Consider the following 17,734-nt stretch of genomic DNA (forward strand, 5'->3'; position numbering starts at 1 on the left):
AAGTCTGGCGGTTGTATACTTCCAGACTTTATTATTTCAATTAGGAGGTTTTATGATTAATCGGTATTCAAGAGATGTAATGAAAACAATATTTAATGATCAATTTCGTTTTGAAGCGTGGCTAAAAGTTGAGATCCATGCTGCAGAGGCATTCAATCAATTGGGCGTTGTTCCTGATAATGATTTAAAAGCATTACAAGAAAATGCTTCCTTTGATATCAATCGAATTTATGAAATTGAAGCGGAAACACGTCATGATGTTGTCGCATTTACCAGAGCCGTAAGTGAGACACTGGGTGATGAAAAACGATGGGTTCATTACGGCTTAACGAGTACTGATGTTGTTGATACGGCATATGGATATATTTATAAGCAAGCAAATGATATCCTGGAACACGGTCTTATTGATTTTATTGAGGTGTTAAGACAACAAGCCATTCGCTATAAAGATACTCCATGCATAGGACGTACGCATGGAATTCATGCTGATATTACAAGTTTTGGCTTAAAGTTTGCGCTTTGGTATGATGAGATGAATCGAAATTTAACGCGCTTTCAAAGTGCACGTAAAGATTTAGAAGCAGGTAAAATTAGTGGTGCTGTTGGAAATTTTGCGAATACAGATCCTTATGTACAAGATTATGTATGTGCGCAATTAGGCATTACGTCCACAAATATATCAACCCAGGTACTTCAGCGAGATCGCCATGCATTCTATATGTCGACACTGTCATTAATTGCGACAAGCATTGAAAAAATTGCAACAGAAATCCGACACCTTCAACGAACAGAAGTTGGTGAATTGGAAGAATTCTTTAATAAAGGTCAAAAAGGATCTTCTGCGATGCCTCATAAACGAAATCCAATCAGCAGTGAAAACATGGCGGGTTGTGCACGTGTGATACGTGGCTATATGATGACATCCTTCGAAAACGTCGCATTATGGCATGAGCGTGATATTTCACATTCCAGTGCGGAACGTATCATTTTCCCGGATGCAATCACCTTATTGGATTATATGTTGCATCGATTTACACGAATTGTTGCGAATTTAGTTGTTTATGAAGACAAAATGATGGATAATATCAACTTGACACACGGTGTTATTTTTGCACAACGTGTAATGACAACATTGATTGATAGCGAGGGATTAAGTCGAGAAGCGGCGTATGATTTAATACAGCCACTTGCAATGGAAGCATACAATACGCATACATCGTTTTTGGATGTGCTTCTTAAAAATGAGAACGTTTTAACATTGATGACTGAAGATCAATTAAAAGAGTGTTTTGATTTAAACTACTTCTTAAGAAGAGTTGATACCATTTTTGAAAGGGTAAATATATATGGAAAATAAAAAATGCGTCGGTTGTGGTTCAGTCTTACAAACTGAAGATGCAATGGGACGTGGTTACGCGAAATCAATTGAGAATGATTATTGTCAATCATGTTTTCGTTTAAAGCATTATCGTGATTTTAAACGTGTTAAAGCTGATGTTAATGATGGAACGACGCTTGAGTTTATTGAGCGTTTTGATGGCCATATTCTATGGGTTTTAGATATTATGCATTTGAATCAAAGTATGCACACAGGGTTGCTTCGTGCATTAAGAAATAAAAGTGTTGTGCTTGTCGTGAATAAGCGTGATCTTTTACCGAAGTCTGTTTCAAACAACAAACTTACAAATGCAATTATGCGTGCACTGAAAAATGAAGATGTATCGTTGATGGATGTTGTTTATGTTTCAGCCTTGAAAAAGAATACACTTGAAGCGTTGACACCATACTTGGAGGATGCTCCGTGTGCGTTTGTAGGATGTGTCAATGCAGGGAAGTCTTCTTTACTCAATGCATTAATGGGAAAAAACGATTTATCGGTATCGCCGGTTGCATCCACAACTGCGGATGTGTTACATATTGAAACGGAACATTACGATGTTTACGATACACCGGGATTAAGCAATGAGAGTGAATTGCTCTCTAAGTTTACAGATGAGAACTTGGTGATGTTAGCGCCACAAAAAACACTGAAACCTGCTGTATATCAATTATATGAAAAACAAACGATTTTACTGGGGAATCTTGGGGCAATCACGGTTACTCCTAAGTCACACGTTCACGTTGTTTCATATCTTCCATTTGAGCTGAAACGGATAAAACCGGAACGGTTGGAAGCAAATTTTGAATTGGACCATGATTTTATGATTCAAAATCCTTCATACCGTAAGAAAAAATGGCCGGTAACGGATAAGCACATTGATATTGAAATTTTCGATGTTGGATTTATCAGTATTCAAGGTGAGTTAAAAGAATTAGAGACTCGTTTCGATAAAGAAGCGGAAGTCGTAATCAGAAAGGCGATCATTTAATGTTAAGTAAAGATCAAAAAAAAGAATTAAAACGTATTTCTCATGAAGAAAAAACAACTGTATTTATTGGAAAAAATGGATTAACTGAAACTGTTTATGAAACGTTTGAGACATCCATGTTAGCTCACAATCTTGTGAAGGTAAGTATTCAAAAAAATTCAGATGTTACAATTTTAGAAGCAATTGAAGCATTTGAAGATCGATTTAGTTGTGATTTAGTAAGTAAAATAGGGCGCGTTGCAGTTTTCTATCGTTACAGTAAAAACGGACGAATTAAAGTTTGAGAAAAATAATCTTGTTTGGCGGGAGTTTTGACCCCATTCATGATGGCCATTTAACGATGGCGAAGCACGCCCTAAAACAACGTAATGCGGATGAGCTTTGGTTTATTGTCAGTGCACAAAATCCGTTTAAAGAAGGAAGTTCCGCATTCCATCATCGATTTGAGATGGTGAAGTTGATGACTCGACCTTTTAAAAAAATGAAGGTTCTTGATCTAGAATCGAGAATGCCTTTACCCTCGTACTCAATCGATACCGTAAGGGTATTAAAAGCCCAGTATAATGATTGTGAATTTGAGTGGTTAATTGGTTCAGATCAACTGCCGACTTTAAATCAATGGAAGGCATTTGACGAACTACGTCAACAGGTACAATTCGTCATTTATTCACGCGATTCAAATGTTGATACGCAATTTCCACGTGTCATCGGTCCAGTTCTACCGATAAGTTCGACTGAAATTCGAAAAGGTTTCATTACCAAGACGGCACCATGCGTCCTTCAATACATGACGGAACGTGGTTTATATCTCGACGAAATTTTACGGAATCGTGTGTCAATGCGACGATATGAACATGTATTAAGAGTAAAAGATCTCGCATTAGAAATTGCAGCTGTACATCATGTTGATGCGCATCGCGTTGCGCTCGCATGTATGATTCATGATTTGTGTAAAGAAGATTCTGATGAAATCTTACTTAACATCATGAAGGCAACGTTTCCCCATCATATCGATTTGCATTCTGCATTTTACCATGGTTTTGCGGCAGCGTCAGAATTATCAAAAAAATACTATGTGCGAGATAAACAAGTATTAAATGCTATTAGAGGACATGTTAATGGTGCTTCGACTCATAAAATTGGAATGATTTTATATATTGCTGATAAATGTGAACGAGGCAGAGGCTATGACAGTGAACCTTTAATATCTTTATCAAAACGTAATTTAGTTGAAGGATTTCAAGAAGTGAAAAGGGCACAAGGTGCCTATCTAAGGAGAAATAATGAATAATTTATTAGATGTAATTGTGAAAACAATTGACGAAAAAAAAGCAAATGACATTGTTACAGTTGATTTTAAACGAGAAAATCCATTATGTGACTATTTTGTAATTGCGGATGCACCAAGCGTTCGCCAACTTAATGCTATTGCTGAGTTTGTTGAAGAAGCGATTGAAAAAGAAGGATATAAAATTCGCAGTATTGAACGTCAACATGGTTCAACCTGGATTCTTATTGATGCATACGATGTAGTAGTTCACCTGTTTTTAACTGAGGAACGTGGCCACTACAACTTAGAAAAACTCTATCAGGACTATATTGATGAAAACGTATTACGATAGTCTTTTTTCCTCAAAAGAAGGTACTCAGTTATACAAAGCGTTTGTTCAAAAACATGCTGTTGGTAATACCCTTTTAGAAATGGCATGTGGAACGGGTGATTTGCTTCATGAACTTGATGATTATTTTGATGTTAAGGGTGTTGACCTCGATGATTCCATGCTCGCGTTAGGGTATGAAAAGTATCCTGAATTAGCCAATAAAATGGTTCAAGGTGATTTTCTTACGTATGAAGATCAAAAAACGTATGACACACTTATTTGTGTTGGAGACAGTCTTAATTACATATTAACTGAAGAAGATTTATTAAACTTTGTTGAGCGAAGCGTTGCTTTATCATCCAATATTATTTTGGATTGTCACCATCCCTATCGCTTAAATGAATTTGCCGATGATTACTATGAAGAAGGGTCAACCGATACCTTTGATTATGCATACCAAATTGAAGTGGATGGATCTCATTTAGTTCATGTCATTAATTTTTTAGATGGAACCTTTGACAGTGTTTATCAATGGGTATTTGATCCACAAATTTTAATTGATGCGTATGAAAAACATGGTTATTCTGTAAAAATATATACGGACTTTAATCACAAGGGGATTTGTGATGAGGGTGAGAAAGTAATGCTTGTCATTACAAAGGAGCGCTTATGATTCTCATTATTGGTGCGATGCAAGAAGAAGTTCAAGCATTGACGTCACTTATGTCGGGGGTAACATCGAGCAATGTTGCCGGTATTGATGTTTATATGGGTGTCTTGTCTCGTCAAGAAGTGGTTGTTGCACAAAGTGGTGTTGGTAAGGTTAATGCTGCTTACACTGCTTCTTGTTTGATAGGCATATACAATCCGCATCTTGTCTTGAATATTGGAAGTGCCGGTGGATTAAAAGCTGATCAAAAGCATGGTGATATGGTTGTGGCAACACATCTTCAATATCACGATTTGGATATTGGACCGGGAACCGACACGGACCCACGCTTTATTTTTAAAACAGATTCAAATCTTTTCCAAATTGCAAAACAAACTCTTGAAAGCATGGGAAAACGTTTCCATGTTGGATTAATCGTTTCGGGAGATCAATTTGTGACAAAATCATCACAAGCTTTCCTTAACATCCAAAAACATTTCTCAGATGCAATTTGTGTCGAAATGGAAGCGACTGCGATTGCTCATGTGTGTTATCGAAGTCAAACACCATTTATCGTTTTAAGAGGGCTCTCTGATGTTACACATGATCCTGAAAACGATCTCGATTTTGAACAGTACTTACCTCTTGCAAGTAAAGTGAGTGCGATGTTGTGCCAACAATTTATTCTGAATTTGTAAAAGAAAAAGTACGAGATCATCTCGTACTTTTTGATTGCTATCGTAAGATAGTTTATGATTTTTTGCTTTCGATTCCATAAGGACCAGTCCAAAGACCGTTATCGAAGAACCATGTTTTTAAATCATCGCTTGTAAAGGGATTATCTTGTTTAAATACAAGTGTTGACTTAACATCAACTTTATCCTTTTTAGCTTCAATTACGACAAATGCAGGATATTTCTCAACACCCAATAATTGTTTTAAGCGTGTTACTGAGATGTTTTGAGCATCAGACATATCAATCGTTGTAATTTCAGGTGTGGGACGTACTTCTTGTTCTGTTGTTAAAGGGGCAAGTAATGCATCTTCAACATAATCAGAGTCGGAATTACCATCTTTTAGTAAGAATACGTGTTGTCCTGGATTATCATTTAAAAATGTCTGAATTTCATTAAGTTTAATAACCGTTTCGCTTTTAGGCATACCGGTACTCAGCGTTAGAGCACTTGTTTTTGGTTTGAATTGATCGTATAAAACGACAAATAATGAAACGAGTGCAACTGCAGTAAACGCAATTAGAATAATTCGTTTTCGCATATTTCCTCCTAACGTAGCCAATAAAAGAATAGCACTTTGTTCAGAGAAAATCAAATTGTAGGATACATCTTTCATGTTTCATCATATTACGGTATAATAAGTTCATATGAGAATGGGGGTTTCTATGTTCCTCAAAAAGATAGAAATGCAGGGTTTTAAATCCTTTGCGGATAAAGTAGTTATAAATTTTGATGATGCCGTTACGGGTATTGTAGGTCCAAATGGATGTGGTAAAAGTAACATTAGTGATGCGATACGTTGGGTTTTAGGCGAACAGTCCGTAAAATCAATGCGTGGCTCGAGTATGACTGATGTTATTTTTAATGGGTCTGAAACGCGCCGGAAGGTCAATCTTGCGGAAGTTACTTTAGTCTTCGATAATGAAGCACGGCCTTTAAACAGTGATTATGAAGAATTAGAAGTAACACGAAGACTCTATCGGGATACTCGTGAGTCTGAATATTTAATCAATAAAGTTCCATGTCGATTACGCGATGTTCATGATTTAGTAATGGATACGGGTTTGGGTAGAGATTCATTATCCATCATCTCGCAAGGGACAATTAGTTATTTTGCCGAAGCAAAACCTATTGAACGTCGTGTGATTTTTGAAGAGGCAGCTGGTGTCTCCAAATATAAAAAACGTAAAATTGAATCCATCAATAAACTTGAACGGACAAAAGAAAATGTTGATCGTATGCAAGATATTGTGGATGAGATAACACGTCAGGTTAGTTCATTGAAACGTGCTGCTAAAAAGGCAGAACAATATAAAGAAAAAAAAGCGTTGCTTGAATCGATTGAAGTTTCAGTTATCTGTCGAGAGATCAAAGAACTGGAAGAACTTATTAACTCAAATAAAAACGATACCTATCGTTTAGAATCGGAGATTGCAACCTTAGAAACAAATATTGGCGTCTATGATCATGAACTCCAAGAGAAACGTCAAGAAATTTTTAAGATGGATCAAGATATCGTTAAAGGGCAAGAAAAGGTTATGCAATTTGTCCGTGAGATTGGTATCTTAGAAACGCGAAAAGTTGAAATTGATGAACGCCGTAAGTACACATTGGAAGTCGGCGATAAACAAGCAAAGGCACAAGAACTCTTTGCTGCTATGAATGATGCGAAGTTGGAATATGATGAACGTAAAGAACGTCATCAGAAACTAAATGCTGAAGTGGAATTGTTAACTGAAACAACGTATGAAAAAAATCGAGAACTTGCAGATAAACAACAATCCCTGAATACGTTGTTGTCATCTCTAAACCAATTAAAAAACAGATTGGAACTTGTGGTGCATCGATTGGAACGCCCTTTTGAATCTCAAGCAGGTGTTCAAGCTGTTATGAATAACAAAGCATCGCTTTTTGGGGTTCTTGATGCTGTGGGGAATGTTTTTACCCCTAAAGAGGGTTTGGAAGTCGCCATCACAACTGCTTTGGCTGGTTCGATGGTTCATATTGTTACTGAGAATGATAAAGCAGCAGTGAATGCGATTAACTTTTTAAAGAAAAATATGTCAGGGAGAGCAACTTTTATTCCTCTTACATCATGTAAATCACGTTCTGTTGCGGATGATGCCTTAACGGTTTGTGAACATGCTCCAGGATTTATGGGTGTTGCTTCAGATTTTGTATCCAATGATCCGGTATTTGAAATCTTAAAAGAGAGTTTGCTGGGCAATGTTCTTGTCGTATCCACAATTGAAGATGCTAACCGTCTTGCGAAACAATTACACCATTCCTATAAAATTGTCACGCTTGATGGGGATGTTATGCATCGTGGTGGAACAATGTCGGGTGGTAAGACTAGAAATAACCAACAGTCCATGTTGACGCTTAAACGTGACAAGGAATCTTTAGAAGAAGAAATCACAAAGCTTAAAGATCGAATTGTATTCTCGGAAAACGAAGTGCGAATGTTGCAAACAACGATCAAAGAAACGAACGACATCTTAATGCAACGCCGAATTGCTTTAGCGCAATTGGAACCATTGCTTGATGTCAAACGATCGAAGTATGAGCGTTTACAACAAGAGTATGAAGAAATAAATCCAAATGATGAGTTTATGACCGAGGATGTTGTTGACGAAGTTGTAGGAAAGCTTAATCGTGCTTATATGGAGCGTGATGAGTTAAGTTCTAATCTTGCCTTGATTCGCGAACGTCGTTTGGCACTTGGGAATGATGTTCAACGTAAAGAAGTTCTGATGCGTCAATATCGAAGTGAGTTAAATAAATTGACGCAAGAAAAACATGAAGTGAATTTGAGTGATACCAAGAATGCAACACGACTTGAATCAAATCTTGAACGTTTATCAAGTGAGTATCAAATGACCTTTGAATATGCGCTTGAAAATATTTATGATGAATCGGCTGCAAACGGTCGTGATGAAGTTCTTAAGCTGCGCGGCGAAATTGCTGCATTGGGAAATGTTAACCTTGAAGCCCCAGAAGAATATCAAGAAGCGTTTGAACGTCATGAATTTCTAACGAAACAGCTCGATGATCTTATTTCTTCTCGTGATAAACTTCTTAGTGTCATCGAAGAGATGGATCAAATCATGGTTAAACAATTTAAAGAAATGTTTGATAAGATTAACGGGGAGTTGGGTTCAGTATTTGGTGCTTTGTTTGGTGGAGGGAAGGCGAAACTTGTGTTGGAAGATGAAGATGATCTTCTAAATACCGGAATCGATATTGATGTACAGCCACCAGGGAAATCGGTTCAAAATATTCGTCTGTTTTCAGGAGGCGAAAAGAGTTTAATCGCAATTTCAGTTTTGTTTGCGATATTAAAAGCACGACATGTCCCATTATGTATTTTTGATGAGGTTGAAGCTGCGCTGGACCAAGCAAATGTTGAGCGTCTTGCAAACTACATCAAAGATTTCAGTGATGACACCCAATTCTTAGTAATTACGCATAGATCGGGAACGATGGCACAATGTGATGTCTTGTATGGTGTAACCATGCCGACACGTGGTGTTTCATCCATGTTGCGTGTACGTTTGGATGAGGCAATTGAATTAAAGGAGGAAGTATAATGGGATTTTTTGATATGTTTAAAAAATCAAATAAAAAAGATCAAAAAGAACAAGCACTTTATTCCACCGGGTTGGATTCAACCAAAGCATCTTTTGGTAATAAGCTTAAACAAATGTTTACAGGTAAACCTAAGTTTGATGATGCTTGGTATGATCATCTTTTAGCGGTTTTGATTCAAAGTGATGTATCTTTAAAAAGCGCTCAAAAAATTATTAAAACATTTCGAAAAAATGTGAAAACTTCGATGAGTGAAGAAGAAGCTTTGGAAACGCTTGTGGAAGTGATTTTAAGACAGTATGGGGATAATTTGGAACCATATGCCATTGAACCAGGACGCCTCAATGCAATTCTTGTTGTGGGTGTGAATGGTTCGGGAAAAACGACGACTTGCGCAAAATTGGCGTATAACTATCAACAAGAAGGTCATAAAGTATTGTTGGTAGGTGGAGATACTTTTAGAGCAGCTGGAAGTAACCAACTAAAAGTATGGGCTGATGAGCTTGGTGTTGATTTTATTGGCGGTAAGGATAATCAAGATCCGGCATCGGTCTATGTTGATGCAGCGCGGTATGCCAAAGAACATGATTTTGATGTCATGATTTGTGATAGTGCAGGTCGCTTACAAAATAAAGTAAACCTTATGAAAGAACTCGAAAAAATGAAGCGTGTTTTAGAGCGTGAAGTGGGAAGTATTGATCATACCTACCTAGTGATTGATGGTAATACCGGACAAAATGGACTATCTCAAGCGAAAATGTTTACTGAGGTCACGCCCGTTGATTCCTTAATCGTTACGAAACTGGATGGTTCACCTAAAGGTGGGGTTCTGCTAAGTATCAAAGATGAATTGGATTTAAAGGTAAGTCATATTGGTTTGGGTGAATCGGTCAGCGATTTAAGAGCGTTCGATATCGAGAGTTATCTCTATCATCTTGTGAATGATAACCATGAGCATTGAGAAAGCAATCGAATTAAATCGGCTTTTTGATTACTACGAAAGTTTGTTAACAGAAAAACAAATACAAGTTTTTCAATATTATTACCAAGATGACTTGTCATATCAAGAAATTGCGGATATCCTTAATATTAGTCGTTCGGCTGTTTATGATAACTTAAATCGAACAACCAAATTACTCGAAGAGTATGAGCAGAAGTTGGGAGTTGCGACATCCTATCAAAAATTATTTGATAAACTTTATGCCCTAGGGGATGGGGAAGTCAATAGAATCTTAGATGATTTCAATAGAGGAGGAAATTATGAGTAAAGTTTTAGCGGTAAATGCCGGAAGTAGTTCATTGAAATTTCAATTATTAGAAATGCCAGAAGCAGAAGTGCTTACAAGTGGTATTGTTGAGCGTATTGGTTTAAATGATGGAATTATCACATTTAAATATAACGATCAAAAAGATACAGATACTTTAGATATTCCAGATCACCATGTAGCGGTAGATCTTGTATTAAAAGGTCTTGTCGAAAAAAATATTGTTTCTGATTTATCAGAAATCGTTGCAGCGGGTCACCGTGTTGTTCATGGTGGTGAGTATTTCCAAGGGAGTGCATTATGTGATGAAGTGTCTGTAGCGCAAGTTGAAGAACTTGCTGATTTAGCTCCTTTACATAATCCAGCAAACCTTATTGGTTATCGCGCATTTAAAGAAGCGTTACCAAATGCTACACATATTTTCGCATTTGATACAGCATTCCACCAAACAATGCCTGAAGAAGTGTTTATGTATGCATTACCATACGAATACTACAGCGATTTAGCGGTTCGTCGTTATGGTGCACATGGTATTTCTCATGAATATGTTGCACAACGCACAGCAGAATTAATGGGTAAAAACGTTGAAGATGTTAATTTAATTACACTTCACTTAGGTAATGGTGCTTCGATTTCTGCAGTTGAAGGCGGAAAATGTGTTAATACATCAATGGGTTTCACACCATTAGCAGGACTCATGATGGGTACACGTACAGGTGATTTAGATCCTGCAATCGTGACTTATTTAATGCGTAAGCTTGATATTACAGCCGAAGAAGTTTTAGATATTTTCAACAAAAAATCTGGAATGGCTGGAATTAGTGGGATTTCAAGTGATGCTCGTGATATCGAAAACGGTATTGATGACGGCAATGAACGTGCAATTTTAACACGTAAGATGTATGCACAACGTGTATTACAATATGTGGGTGCTTATGCACTTCAATTAGGTCATGTTGATGGTCTTGTCTTTACAGCGGGTCTTGGAGAAAACGATACAGGAACACGTGAAGCAATTTTAGATGTGTTACAACCAGGATTAAAACTTGATTATGACCGTGAATTAAATAGTAAAACACGTGGTAAGGAAGTTAAATTGAGTACCGATGCTTCTTCAATGGATATTTGGGTTTGTCCAACAAATGAAGAACTCGTAATCGCAACAGACGCTTACCGAATTCATAATGAACAAAACTAAATTTCAAGAATATGTCGAATCTTATGATAAGATTTGCTTATTTCGCCATGTCCAACCAGATGGGGATGCTTTAGGTTCCCAGGTTGGTCTGGCAAAATGGTTGAAGTTAAACTATCCTGATAAGGAAATCTTAATGTTAGGAAGCGATCTCCATAATTTTACGATTTATGAACCCATGGATCAGGTAGAAAATCTTGGCTCGTTTTTAGCGATTGTTTTAGATAGCGCAAATCAAGAACGTATCGATGATCAACGTTTTCAAGAGGCAAAAGCGATTGTTAAGATTGATCACCATCCAGAAGTAGATATTTATGGTGATTTACAAATCGTGGATTCGAGTCGAGGCAGCGTTTGTGAAATTGTCGCGGATTTATTGCGAGAACTTCAGATGAACATGGATGAAACGATTGCTAATACGCTTCTTTCGGGTATTTTGACCGACACACAAAAGTTCTCAATTGAAACAACTTCTTCTAAAACACTCCGTGCAGCAGCTTGGCTTATGGATGAAGGGGCGAACATTACAAAACTTAATCATGCGCTTTTCCTGCGTACGCGCAGAAATTTTGAAATCAATCGCGAGATTCAAAATCATATCCAAGTAAAAGATGCTTTTGCATATGTTATCATTGACCAAGCATTGCTTGATCAAATGGGAATTACTGAGTCTGATGCGAAAATGTTTACAGGTTCAATGGCAGGTGTGCGTGAGTTTAAGATTTGGGGATTGTTTATCCAAACTGAAGATGGAACGTTTAAAGCATCGTTAAGATCTCAAAATAATACAATTAATACCATTGCACAACGCTATAACGGTGGTGGACATCGTCTTGCTTGTGGTATTAAAGGTTTGACCTATCAAACGATGGAATCACTTATTCAAGAATTGGCAGAAACATCGCTATTATAGCGATGTTTTTTCATGTATAATAATGATAGAGGTGGCAAAATGGCGACACATTTAATGGTTCGCAGTCATTATTCGCTCTTAAAAGGAATGATGTCTGTAGACTTAATCTGCGAAAAAACAAAAGAATTTGGTATGAAGAGCATCGCCTTGACTGATCGGCATGTTCTTTTTGGTGCACTTGATTTTTATGTAGAAGCACAAAAACGTAATCTTAAACCGATTTTCGGTATGGAAATTACGATTGATGCTGATGATTTTCAATATGATTCACTCGTTCTCGCACGTACGAATGAGGGGTATCAAGGGCTTATTCACTTATCCTATCTTCTTTCACAACAAGAATGTGTATCGGAGGCGGATGTGATTCCTTTTCAATCCGATTTAGTGTTCATTGCATACTCCGAACAAGGGCCCTTTGAAAAAGGGATGCTCGGTAAAGATTTGGATGCTGTTGCAATCGTAATGGAACGACTCAACGCTTCGTTTTCGCATTTCTATATTGGATTATCACATCAAGAGTCCGGTTTTTTTGCAACTGTTAACGATCAACTTCGTCAAATGGCGGCTTTAAGAGGGATTGAATGTGTTGCGCTTCCGAAAGTATATTACGAAAATAAAGATGATGAGGAAGCGTTTCGAGCTTTGCAAGCAATCGATAAAGGAACTTATTTAGAAGATAAAACGCTTGTTTCTTCCCCGAATCGGCATTTTACGACGTGTGATGATTTTACGGTGCTTTATCAGGAATCTGAAATTGAACTTACTAATGCCATCGCGGAAATGTGTCATGTATCGATCCTTGATTTGACAACAGAATTACCGGAGTTTGAAACGCATCAAGATGTAAGTAATAAGATTTATTTAGAACAGTTGAGTCATTTTGGCTTGAAGCGCAGATTAAATCAATCTGTACCTGTGAAATACCAGGAACGTTTGGACTATGAGTTGAAAATTATCAATGACATGAATTTTACAGATTACTTCTTAATCGTCTATGACGTGATTCGCTATGCGAAAAAAGAGGGGATTTATGTAGGACCAGGTCGTGGGAGTTCTGCGGGTTCCCTTGTTGCTTATTGTTTAGGTATCGTTGAAATTGATCCGATTGAGTATGATTTGTTATTTGAACGATTTTTAAACCCTGAACGTGTATCAATGCCCGACATTGATATAGATTTTCCAGATGATAAGCGGCAATTTGTAATTGATTACGTAAGGGAAAAATATGGTGAAAATTATGTTGCTCATATTGTGACATTTGGGACACTCAAGGCGCGGCAAGCGTTTCGGGATACAGCTCGAGTATTGCAAGTTCCAATTCGTAAGGTTGATCAAGTTTCAAAACTTATTGATCCACTTTTAGATTTGCGTCAAAATTACAATCAGAACAGTCGATTTAAATCGCTTCTACAATCTGAGAATATCTTAACCAAAACGTTTGAGCTTGCGTGTAGTCTTGAAGGTATGCCACGACATACGTCGACCCATGCTGCTGGAATTGTGTTGAGTAAAAAACCACTTGAAAATGTGGTCCCTATTATTCAATTAGACTCAGAGACCAAAGCGGTCCAATATGATATGAGTCGTCTTGAGTCAATTGGTCTTGTGAAGATAGATTTTCTGGGACTCAGAAATTTGACGATTATTGACAATATCAGTCGTCAAATTAATGAACAGGAGCCATTTGACATTATGGCAATTCCTCTTGACGATAAAAAAACTTACGATTTAATTTCACGGGCAGAAACGGTTGGGGTGTTTCAACTTGAATCCGATGGGATGAAAGCATTGTTAAAAAAAGTGAAACCGTATAAGTTTAGTGATATTGTAGATACCATTGCACTGTTTAGACCGGGACCTATGGAAAATATTCCATTGTACCTCGAAAATCGTGCGCATCCCCAAAACGTCAAGTATATTCATGAGGACTTAAAAAAAATTACGGAAAGTACCAATGGGATTCTGATTTATCAAGAGCAGATTATGCAAGTTGCTCAAATTATGGCGGGATTCAGTTTAGCTCGAGCGGATATTTTACGTAAAGCAATGAGTAAGAAAGATGCTAAAGAACTTGATGCTTTAAAAGCGGAGTTTGTTCAAGGATGTATCGATAAAGGTCATAGTAATGTTTTTGCGCAAGAGCTTTTTGCGCTTATCTATAAATTTGCGAATTATGGATTTAATAAATCTCATTCGGTTGCATATGGTTTAATCGCCTATCAATTGTCTTATTTAAAAGCAAATTATCCGCATTTATTCTATACTTATTTACTCACCAGTGTGATTGGAAGTGAGGTTAAAACACGACAATATATTGATGAATGTCGTCGTAGGAAGGTTGAGTTACGACCGGTTAACTTGGAACAAAGCACTAATCATTATACACTTGAGGGATTTGCGATTCGCTTGCCATTTACCGTTATTAAAGGTATTAGTAAAAGTATCGGGGCTAGAATAAGCACTGAAGTAAATAAAAATGGACCATATTTGAGTTACTACAACGCAATTAGCAGACTGAATTTAGTAGGCATCAAGAAAAGTCAGTTTGAGTTATTGATTCAAGCAGGTGCGTTTGACTATTTAAATCCTGATCGTTTGAGTATGATTGCATCTCTTGAAGAAGCGTTACGCTATGCGAACATCATTCGAGTTGAGAAAGATGGTCAATCATCCTTGAATATGGATTTAATCAGTGAACCAATCTTTACAATGGTAACTGAAAATCGGCGACAGGTTCTCAATGATGAACTGCTTGTTTTGGGCTTTTACTTTAGTGAGCATCCAACATTACGTTTAAAACAGAAACATGAAGCGGACTCAGTCATTGATGTTAAAGTTCGTGATAAATATTTCAGAATCATCGCAATGGTTGATCGGATAAAGCTCCATCGAACCAAAAAAGGGGACCAAATGGCCTTTATTCAATTAAGTGATGATACAGGTTTGATTGATGGAGTGGTATTTCCTTCAGTATATGATAAAATAAAAGTGAACCTAGAAATAGGAGCACTTGTCTTAGTGAAGGGGCAGATGCGTGAACCGGGCTCTTTGATCATAATGGATATGTACCGATTTGATTCAAATCCGGAATTTCACGAATCATAAAATGAAAGAGGTGAATTCACATGGTTAGATTTTTGATTGTAGATGATGAAGAGAAAATTAGAGAAGTTGCCAAGGAATATGCAAAGGCGACGGGGTTATTATGTGATGAGGCGTCCGATGGAGCTGAAGCAATAGAAATGGTCAAAAGCAATGACTATGATGTTGTTGTATTGGACATCATGATGCCAAATCTTGATGGTTTTACTGCATGTCGTGAAATAAAGAAAATCAAAGATGTTCCGATAATTATGTTATCTGCACGTCAAGAGGAGTTCGATAAGCTTCTTGGTTTTGAATTGGGAATTGATGACTATGTCACCAAACCGTTTTCGCCAAAGGAATTAATGGCTCGAATCAAAGCGGTAAGTGAACGCGCTAAAGGAATGAAACACAGTGTTTATTCATTTGGTGGTCTTGAAGTGGATATTACAGGCCGTAACTTAATTATCGATGGTGAACGAATTAATGTCACCCCTAAAGAGTTTGACCTATTGGTCTTTCTCATTCAGCACAAAGATCAAGCGCTTTCGCGTGATGTATTGTTAGACAAAGTATGGAATTATAATTATTATGGTGACTATCGTACCGTCGATACTCATATTAAAATGTTAAGACAAAACTTAGGTCCGTATCGTGACTATATCGTAACGGTACGTGGAACAGGCTACAAGTTTGAAATCAACAACTAAAAATATGGCCTTTCGTATTTGGTTCTACTTCCTATTATTAACAGGAATTATGCTGTTATTTTTATGGATGTTACAGATTTCATTTATAGGACCATATTACGAGCGTAATCGATCTCAGACAATCCAAATGAAGGTCACAGAGATTGAACGGTTGTTAGAACGATCGGATATTTCGATAGTCGAAGAAGCAACAGGAAAAATTCTTGCAACTGAAAACATGTGTATTAGTATTTATAACGATCTTGGGGTTCGTACTTATATTGGTGAGAACCCCAATATTCCTTGTCAGTTAAACAATCTAAAAAATTCTACGATGAAAGAGTATATGATTATGGCTGATAATGCTTCTACACATGATTTTTCGATTAATTTTAATAATGGAATCCATGAGCAAGGGATGTATTTTTATGGGAGAAGTACACTCATAAATGGGAAACCGAATTACATTTTTGTTATTTCTCCGATAAAACTTTTAGATTCAACGGTATTTGTTTTAAAAAGACAATTTGGATTGCTAGCACTTGTAGTATTTAGCGTTGCGACAATTGTTGCTTTTATCTTATCGAAGCGACTATCAAGTCCAATTACAAAAATTACCAACAGTGCTAAAAAGTTGGCGGATGGCGATTTATCAGTAGATTTTGAAGGGGATGATTATTCTGAAGTTGAAACTTTGGCAAGCACATTGAATTATGCAACCCAAGAGTTTCGTAAAACCGATGAATTACGAAGAGACCTAGTCGCCAATGTCTCTCATGATATCAAAACACCTTTAACCATGATAAAAGCATATGCAGAGATGATTCAAGATATCTCCGGCGATAATCCAGAGATGCGTGAACAGCATCTTCATGTTATTGTGGATGAGGTTAATCATTTGGAACGTCTTGTAAATGATATGTTAACCTTGTCAAAATATGAAGCCAATGTATTCGATATTAAAGAAACTGAGTATTTTATGTTACAACAAATTCGCAGCACCACCCATTTGTTTTTAGCAATGGATTTACAATTTGAAGTTCATTGTGATCCTAACTTAATGGTGATAGCAGATGAAATTAAAATGGGTCAGGTTCTCTATAATTATATTAATAACGCTACCAAATATGTTGGTGAAGATAATTTAATCATCATTAAAGCAGAAGTTGAAGGGGATTTTGTTGTCGTTTCCGTTACAGATCACGGAATTGGAATTAGCCCTGATATTATTGATCATATTTGGGATCGGTACTATAAGATTGATAAAAACTACCAACGTAGTGGATCAAGCAGTGGGCTGGGTTTATCCATCGTTAAAGCGATTTGTGATGCCAGTGGATCAAAATATTGGGTTGAATCGGAATTGGGTTCGGGAACTTCGTTCTATTATTCTGTAAAAAAAGCAAATTAAAAAGTTAGGTTTAACCCTAACTTTCCTAAATTCAAATCTCAACCGCACCACCCAAGGTGCGGTTGTTTTTGTATAATAAAAGGAGCCCACCCGACTAAAAGGAGCTCCAATATGAAGTATAAACAATTAGATAAAAAAATGAAAGACCAAATTGATATTCTATTAAGCATCGGCTACTCTATGCGCAAGGCAGCACGTAAACTCAATATATCTCATTCTACGATTTCTAGATATAA

The 17,734-nt window shown here is 37.0% G+C and carries 17 protein-coding genes; 16 read left to right on the plus strand and 1 reads right to left on the minus strand.

Annotated elements, in window-relative coordinates; genetic code table 11:
• The first annotated feature begins 52 nt into the window (after positions 1–52).
• The 7 genes from purB to EPJ89_RS04245 are packed head-to-tail and all read left to right on the plus strand — an operon-like array spanning position 53 to position 5,317.
• A complete protein-coding gene (purB, locus tag EPJ89_RS04215; RefSeq protein ID WP_200549063.1) occupies positions 53–1,357 on the plus strand; it encodes an adenylosuccinate lyase in 1,305 nt (434 codons plus the stop codon).
• Positions 1,347–2,369, plus strand: a complete 1,023-nt coding sequence (locus EPJ89_RS04220) for a GTPase (protein WP_200549064.1) — start codon at positions 1,347–1,349, stop codon at positions 2,367–2,369. Before purB ends, EPJ89_RS04220 begins: the two co-directional genes overlap by 11 nt.
• Complete coding sequence (locus EPJ89_RS04225) at positions 2,369–2,653, plus strand: YhbY family RNA-binding protein (protein WP_125164452.1); 285 nt, start codon at positions 2,369–2,371, stop codon at positions 2,651–2,653. Before EPJ89_RS04220 ends, EPJ89_RS04225 begins: the two co-directional genes overlap by 1 nt.
• Entirely contained in the window at positions 2,650–3,660 is a 1,011-nt protein-coding gene (nadD, locus tag EPJ89_RS04230; RefSeq protein ID WP_161636405.1) for a nicotinate (nicotinamide) nucleotide adenylyltransferase, read from the plus strand. The genes EPJ89_RS04225 and nadD overlap by 4 nt, the downstream gene beginning before the upstream one ends.
• The gene (rsfS, locus tag EPJ89_RS04235; protein WP_161636406.1) at positions 3,653–3,991 is read left to right on the plus strand and encodes a ribosome silencing factor; all 339 of its coding nucleotides are present in this window, start codon (positions 3,653–3,655) and stop codon (positions 3,989–3,991) included. The genes nadD and rsfS overlap by 8 nt, the downstream gene beginning before the upstream one ends.
• The gene (locus EPJ89_RS04240) at positions 3,972–4,643 is read left to right on the plus strand and encodes a class I SAM-dependent methyltransferase (protein ID WP_125164455.1); all 672 of its coding nucleotides are present in this window, start codon (positions 3,972–3,974) and stop codon (positions 4,641–4,643) included. The genes rsfS and EPJ89_RS04240 overlap by 20 nt, the downstream gene beginning before the upstream one ends.
• Entirely contained in the window at positions 4,640–5,317 is a 678-nt protein-coding gene (locus EPJ89_RS04245; protein ID WP_161636407.1) for a 5'-methylthioadenosine/adenosylhomocysteine nucleosidase, read from the plus strand. Before EPJ89_RS04240 ends, EPJ89_RS04245 begins: the two co-directional genes overlap by 4 nt.
• A gap of 52 nt (positions 5,318–5,369) precedes the next feature.
• Here EPJ89_RS04245 and EPJ89_RS04250 read toward each other — a convergent pair whose 3' ends face one another.
• The gene (locus EPJ89_RS04250) at positions 5,370–5,894 is read right to left on the minus strand and encodes a hypothetical protein (protein WP_161636408.1); all 525 of its coding nucleotides are present in this window, start codon (positions 5,892–5,894) and stop codon (positions 5,370–5,372) included.
• A 124-nt stretch (positions 5,895–6,018) separates the two neighbouring features.
• Here EPJ89_RS04250 and EPJ89_RS04255 point away from each other — a divergent pair, with 124 nt between their 5' ends.
• From EPJ89_RS04255 to EPJ89_RS04295, 9 genes are all read left to right on the plus strand, one after another.
• Positions 6,019–8,943: an AAA family ATPase gene (locus EPJ89_RS04255; protein WP_161636409.1), complete on the plus strand. Its 2,925-nt coding sequence runs from the start codon at positions 6,019–6,021 to the stop codon at positions 8,941–8,943.
• Positions 8,943–9,902, plus strand: coding sequence for a signal recognition particle-docking protein FtsY (gene ftsY, locus EPJ89_RS04260; protein ID WP_161636410.1), 960 nt, complete (start codon positions 8,943–8,945; stop codon positions 9,900–9,902). Before EPJ89_RS04255 ends, ftsY begins: the two co-directional genes overlap by 1 nt.
• Positions 9,892–10,209, plus strand: coding sequence for a YlxM family DNA-binding protein (ylxM, locus tag EPJ89_RS04265; protein WP_125164458.1), 318 nt, complete (start codon positions 9,892–9,894; stop codon positions 10,207–10,209). Before ftsY ends, ylxM begins: the two co-directional genes overlap by 11 nt.
• Positions 10,202–11,404: an acetate/propionate family kinase gene (locus EPJ89_RS04270; protein ID WP_161636411.1), complete on the plus strand. Its 1,203-nt coding sequence runs from the start codon at positions 10,202–10,204 to the stop codon at positions 11,402–11,404. The genes ylxM and EPJ89_RS04270 overlap by 8 nt, the downstream gene beginning before the upstream one ends.
• Positions 11,391–12,314, plus strand: a complete 924-nt coding sequence (locus tag EPJ89_RS04275; protein WP_161636412.1) for a DHH family phosphoesterase — start codon at positions 11,391–11,393, stop codon at positions 12,312–12,314. Before EPJ89_RS04270 ends, EPJ89_RS04275 begins: the two co-directional genes overlap by 14 nt.
• A 39-nt stretch (positions 12,315–12,353) precedes the next feature.
• A complete protein-coding gene (locus EPJ89_RS04280) occupies positions 12,354–15,419 on the plus strand; it encodes a DNA polymerase III subunit alpha (protein WP_161636413.1) in 3,066 nt (1,021 codons plus the stop codon).
• Positions 15,420–15,439: 20 nt separating this feature from the next.
• Entirely contained in the window at positions 15,440–16,108 is a 669-nt protein-coding gene (locus tag EPJ89_RS04285; protein ID WP_003773749.1) for a response regulator transcription factor, read from the plus strand.
• Positions 16,092–17,498 (plus strand): sensor histidine kinase, encoded by a 1,407-nt coding sequence (locus EPJ89_RS04290; RefSeq protein ID WP_244660804.1) that lies wholly within the window; start codon positions 16,092–16,094, stop codon positions 17,496–17,498. The genes EPJ89_RS04285 and EPJ89_RS04290 overlap by 17 nt, the downstream gene beginning before the upstream one ends.
• Before the next feature lie 111 nt (positions 17,499–17,609).
• Positions 17,610–17,734 (plus strand): helix-turn-helix domain-containing protein (locus EPJ89_RS04295; RefSeq protein WP_200549066.1); only part of this gene is annotated, 125 nt, incomplete at its 3' end.

Source organism: Erysipelothrix sp. strain 2 (EsS2-6-Brazil) (assembly GCF_016617625.1).
Taxonomy (GTDB): Bacteria; Bacillota_I; Bacilli_A; order Erysipelotrichales; family Erysipelotrichaceae; genus Erysipelothrix; species Erysipelothrix piscisicarius.

Coding starts and splice junctions, on each gene's coding strand:
- ftsY (WP_161636410.1), top strand. CDS start 8,943: ATGGGATTTTTTGATATGTTTAAAAAATCAAATAAAAAAGATCAAAAA.
- EPJ89_RS04240 (WP_125164455.1), top strand. CDS start 3,972: ATGAAAACGTATTACGATAGTCTTTTTTCCTCAAAAGAAGGTACTCAG.
- EPJ89_RS04270 (WP_161636411.1), top strand. CDS start 10,202: ATGAGTAAAGTTTTAGCGGTAAATGCCGGAAGTAGTTCATTGAAATTT.
- EPJ89_RS04285 (WP_003773749.1), top strand. CDS start 15,440: ATGGTTAGATTTTTGATTGTAGATGATGAAGAGAAAATTAGAGAAGTT.
- EPJ89_RS04220 (WP_200549064.1), top strand. CDS start 1,347: ATGGAAAATAAAAAATGCGTCGGTTGTGGTTCAGTCTTACAAACTGAA.
- EPJ89_RS04275 (WP_161636412.1), top strand. CDS start 11,391: ATGAACAAAACTAAATTTCAAGAATATGTCGAATCTTATGATAAGATT.
- purB (WP_200549063.1), top strand. CDS start 53: ATGATTAATCGGTATTCAAGAGATGTAATGAAAACAATATTTAATGAT.
- EPJ89_RS04280 (WP_161636413.1), top strand. CDS start 12,354: ATGGCGACACATTTAATGGTTCGCAGTCATTATTCGCTCTTAAAAGGA.
- ylxM (WP_125164458.1), top strand. CDS start 9,892: ATGAGCATTGAGAAAGCAATCGAATTAAATCGGCTTTTTGATTACTAC.
- EPJ89_RS04225 (WP_125164452.1), top strand. CDS start 2,369: ATGTTAAGTAAAGATCAAAAAAAAGAATTAAAACGTATTTCTCATGAA.
- EPJ89_RS04255 (WP_161636409.1), top strand. CDS start 6,019: ATGTTCCTCAAAAAGATAGAAATGCAGGGTTTTAAATCCTTTGCGGAT.
- EPJ89_RS04250 (WP_161636408.1), bottom strand. CDS start 5,894: ATGCGAAAACGAATTATTCTAATTGCGTTTACTGCAGTTGCACTCGTT.
- rsfS (WP_161636406.1), top strand. CDS start 3,653: ATGAATAATTTATTAGATGTAATTGTGAAAACAATTGACGAAAAAAAA.
- EPJ89_RS04245 (WP_161636407.1), top strand. CDS start 4,640: ATGATTCTCATTATTGGTGCGATGCAAGAAGAAGTTCAAGCATTGACG.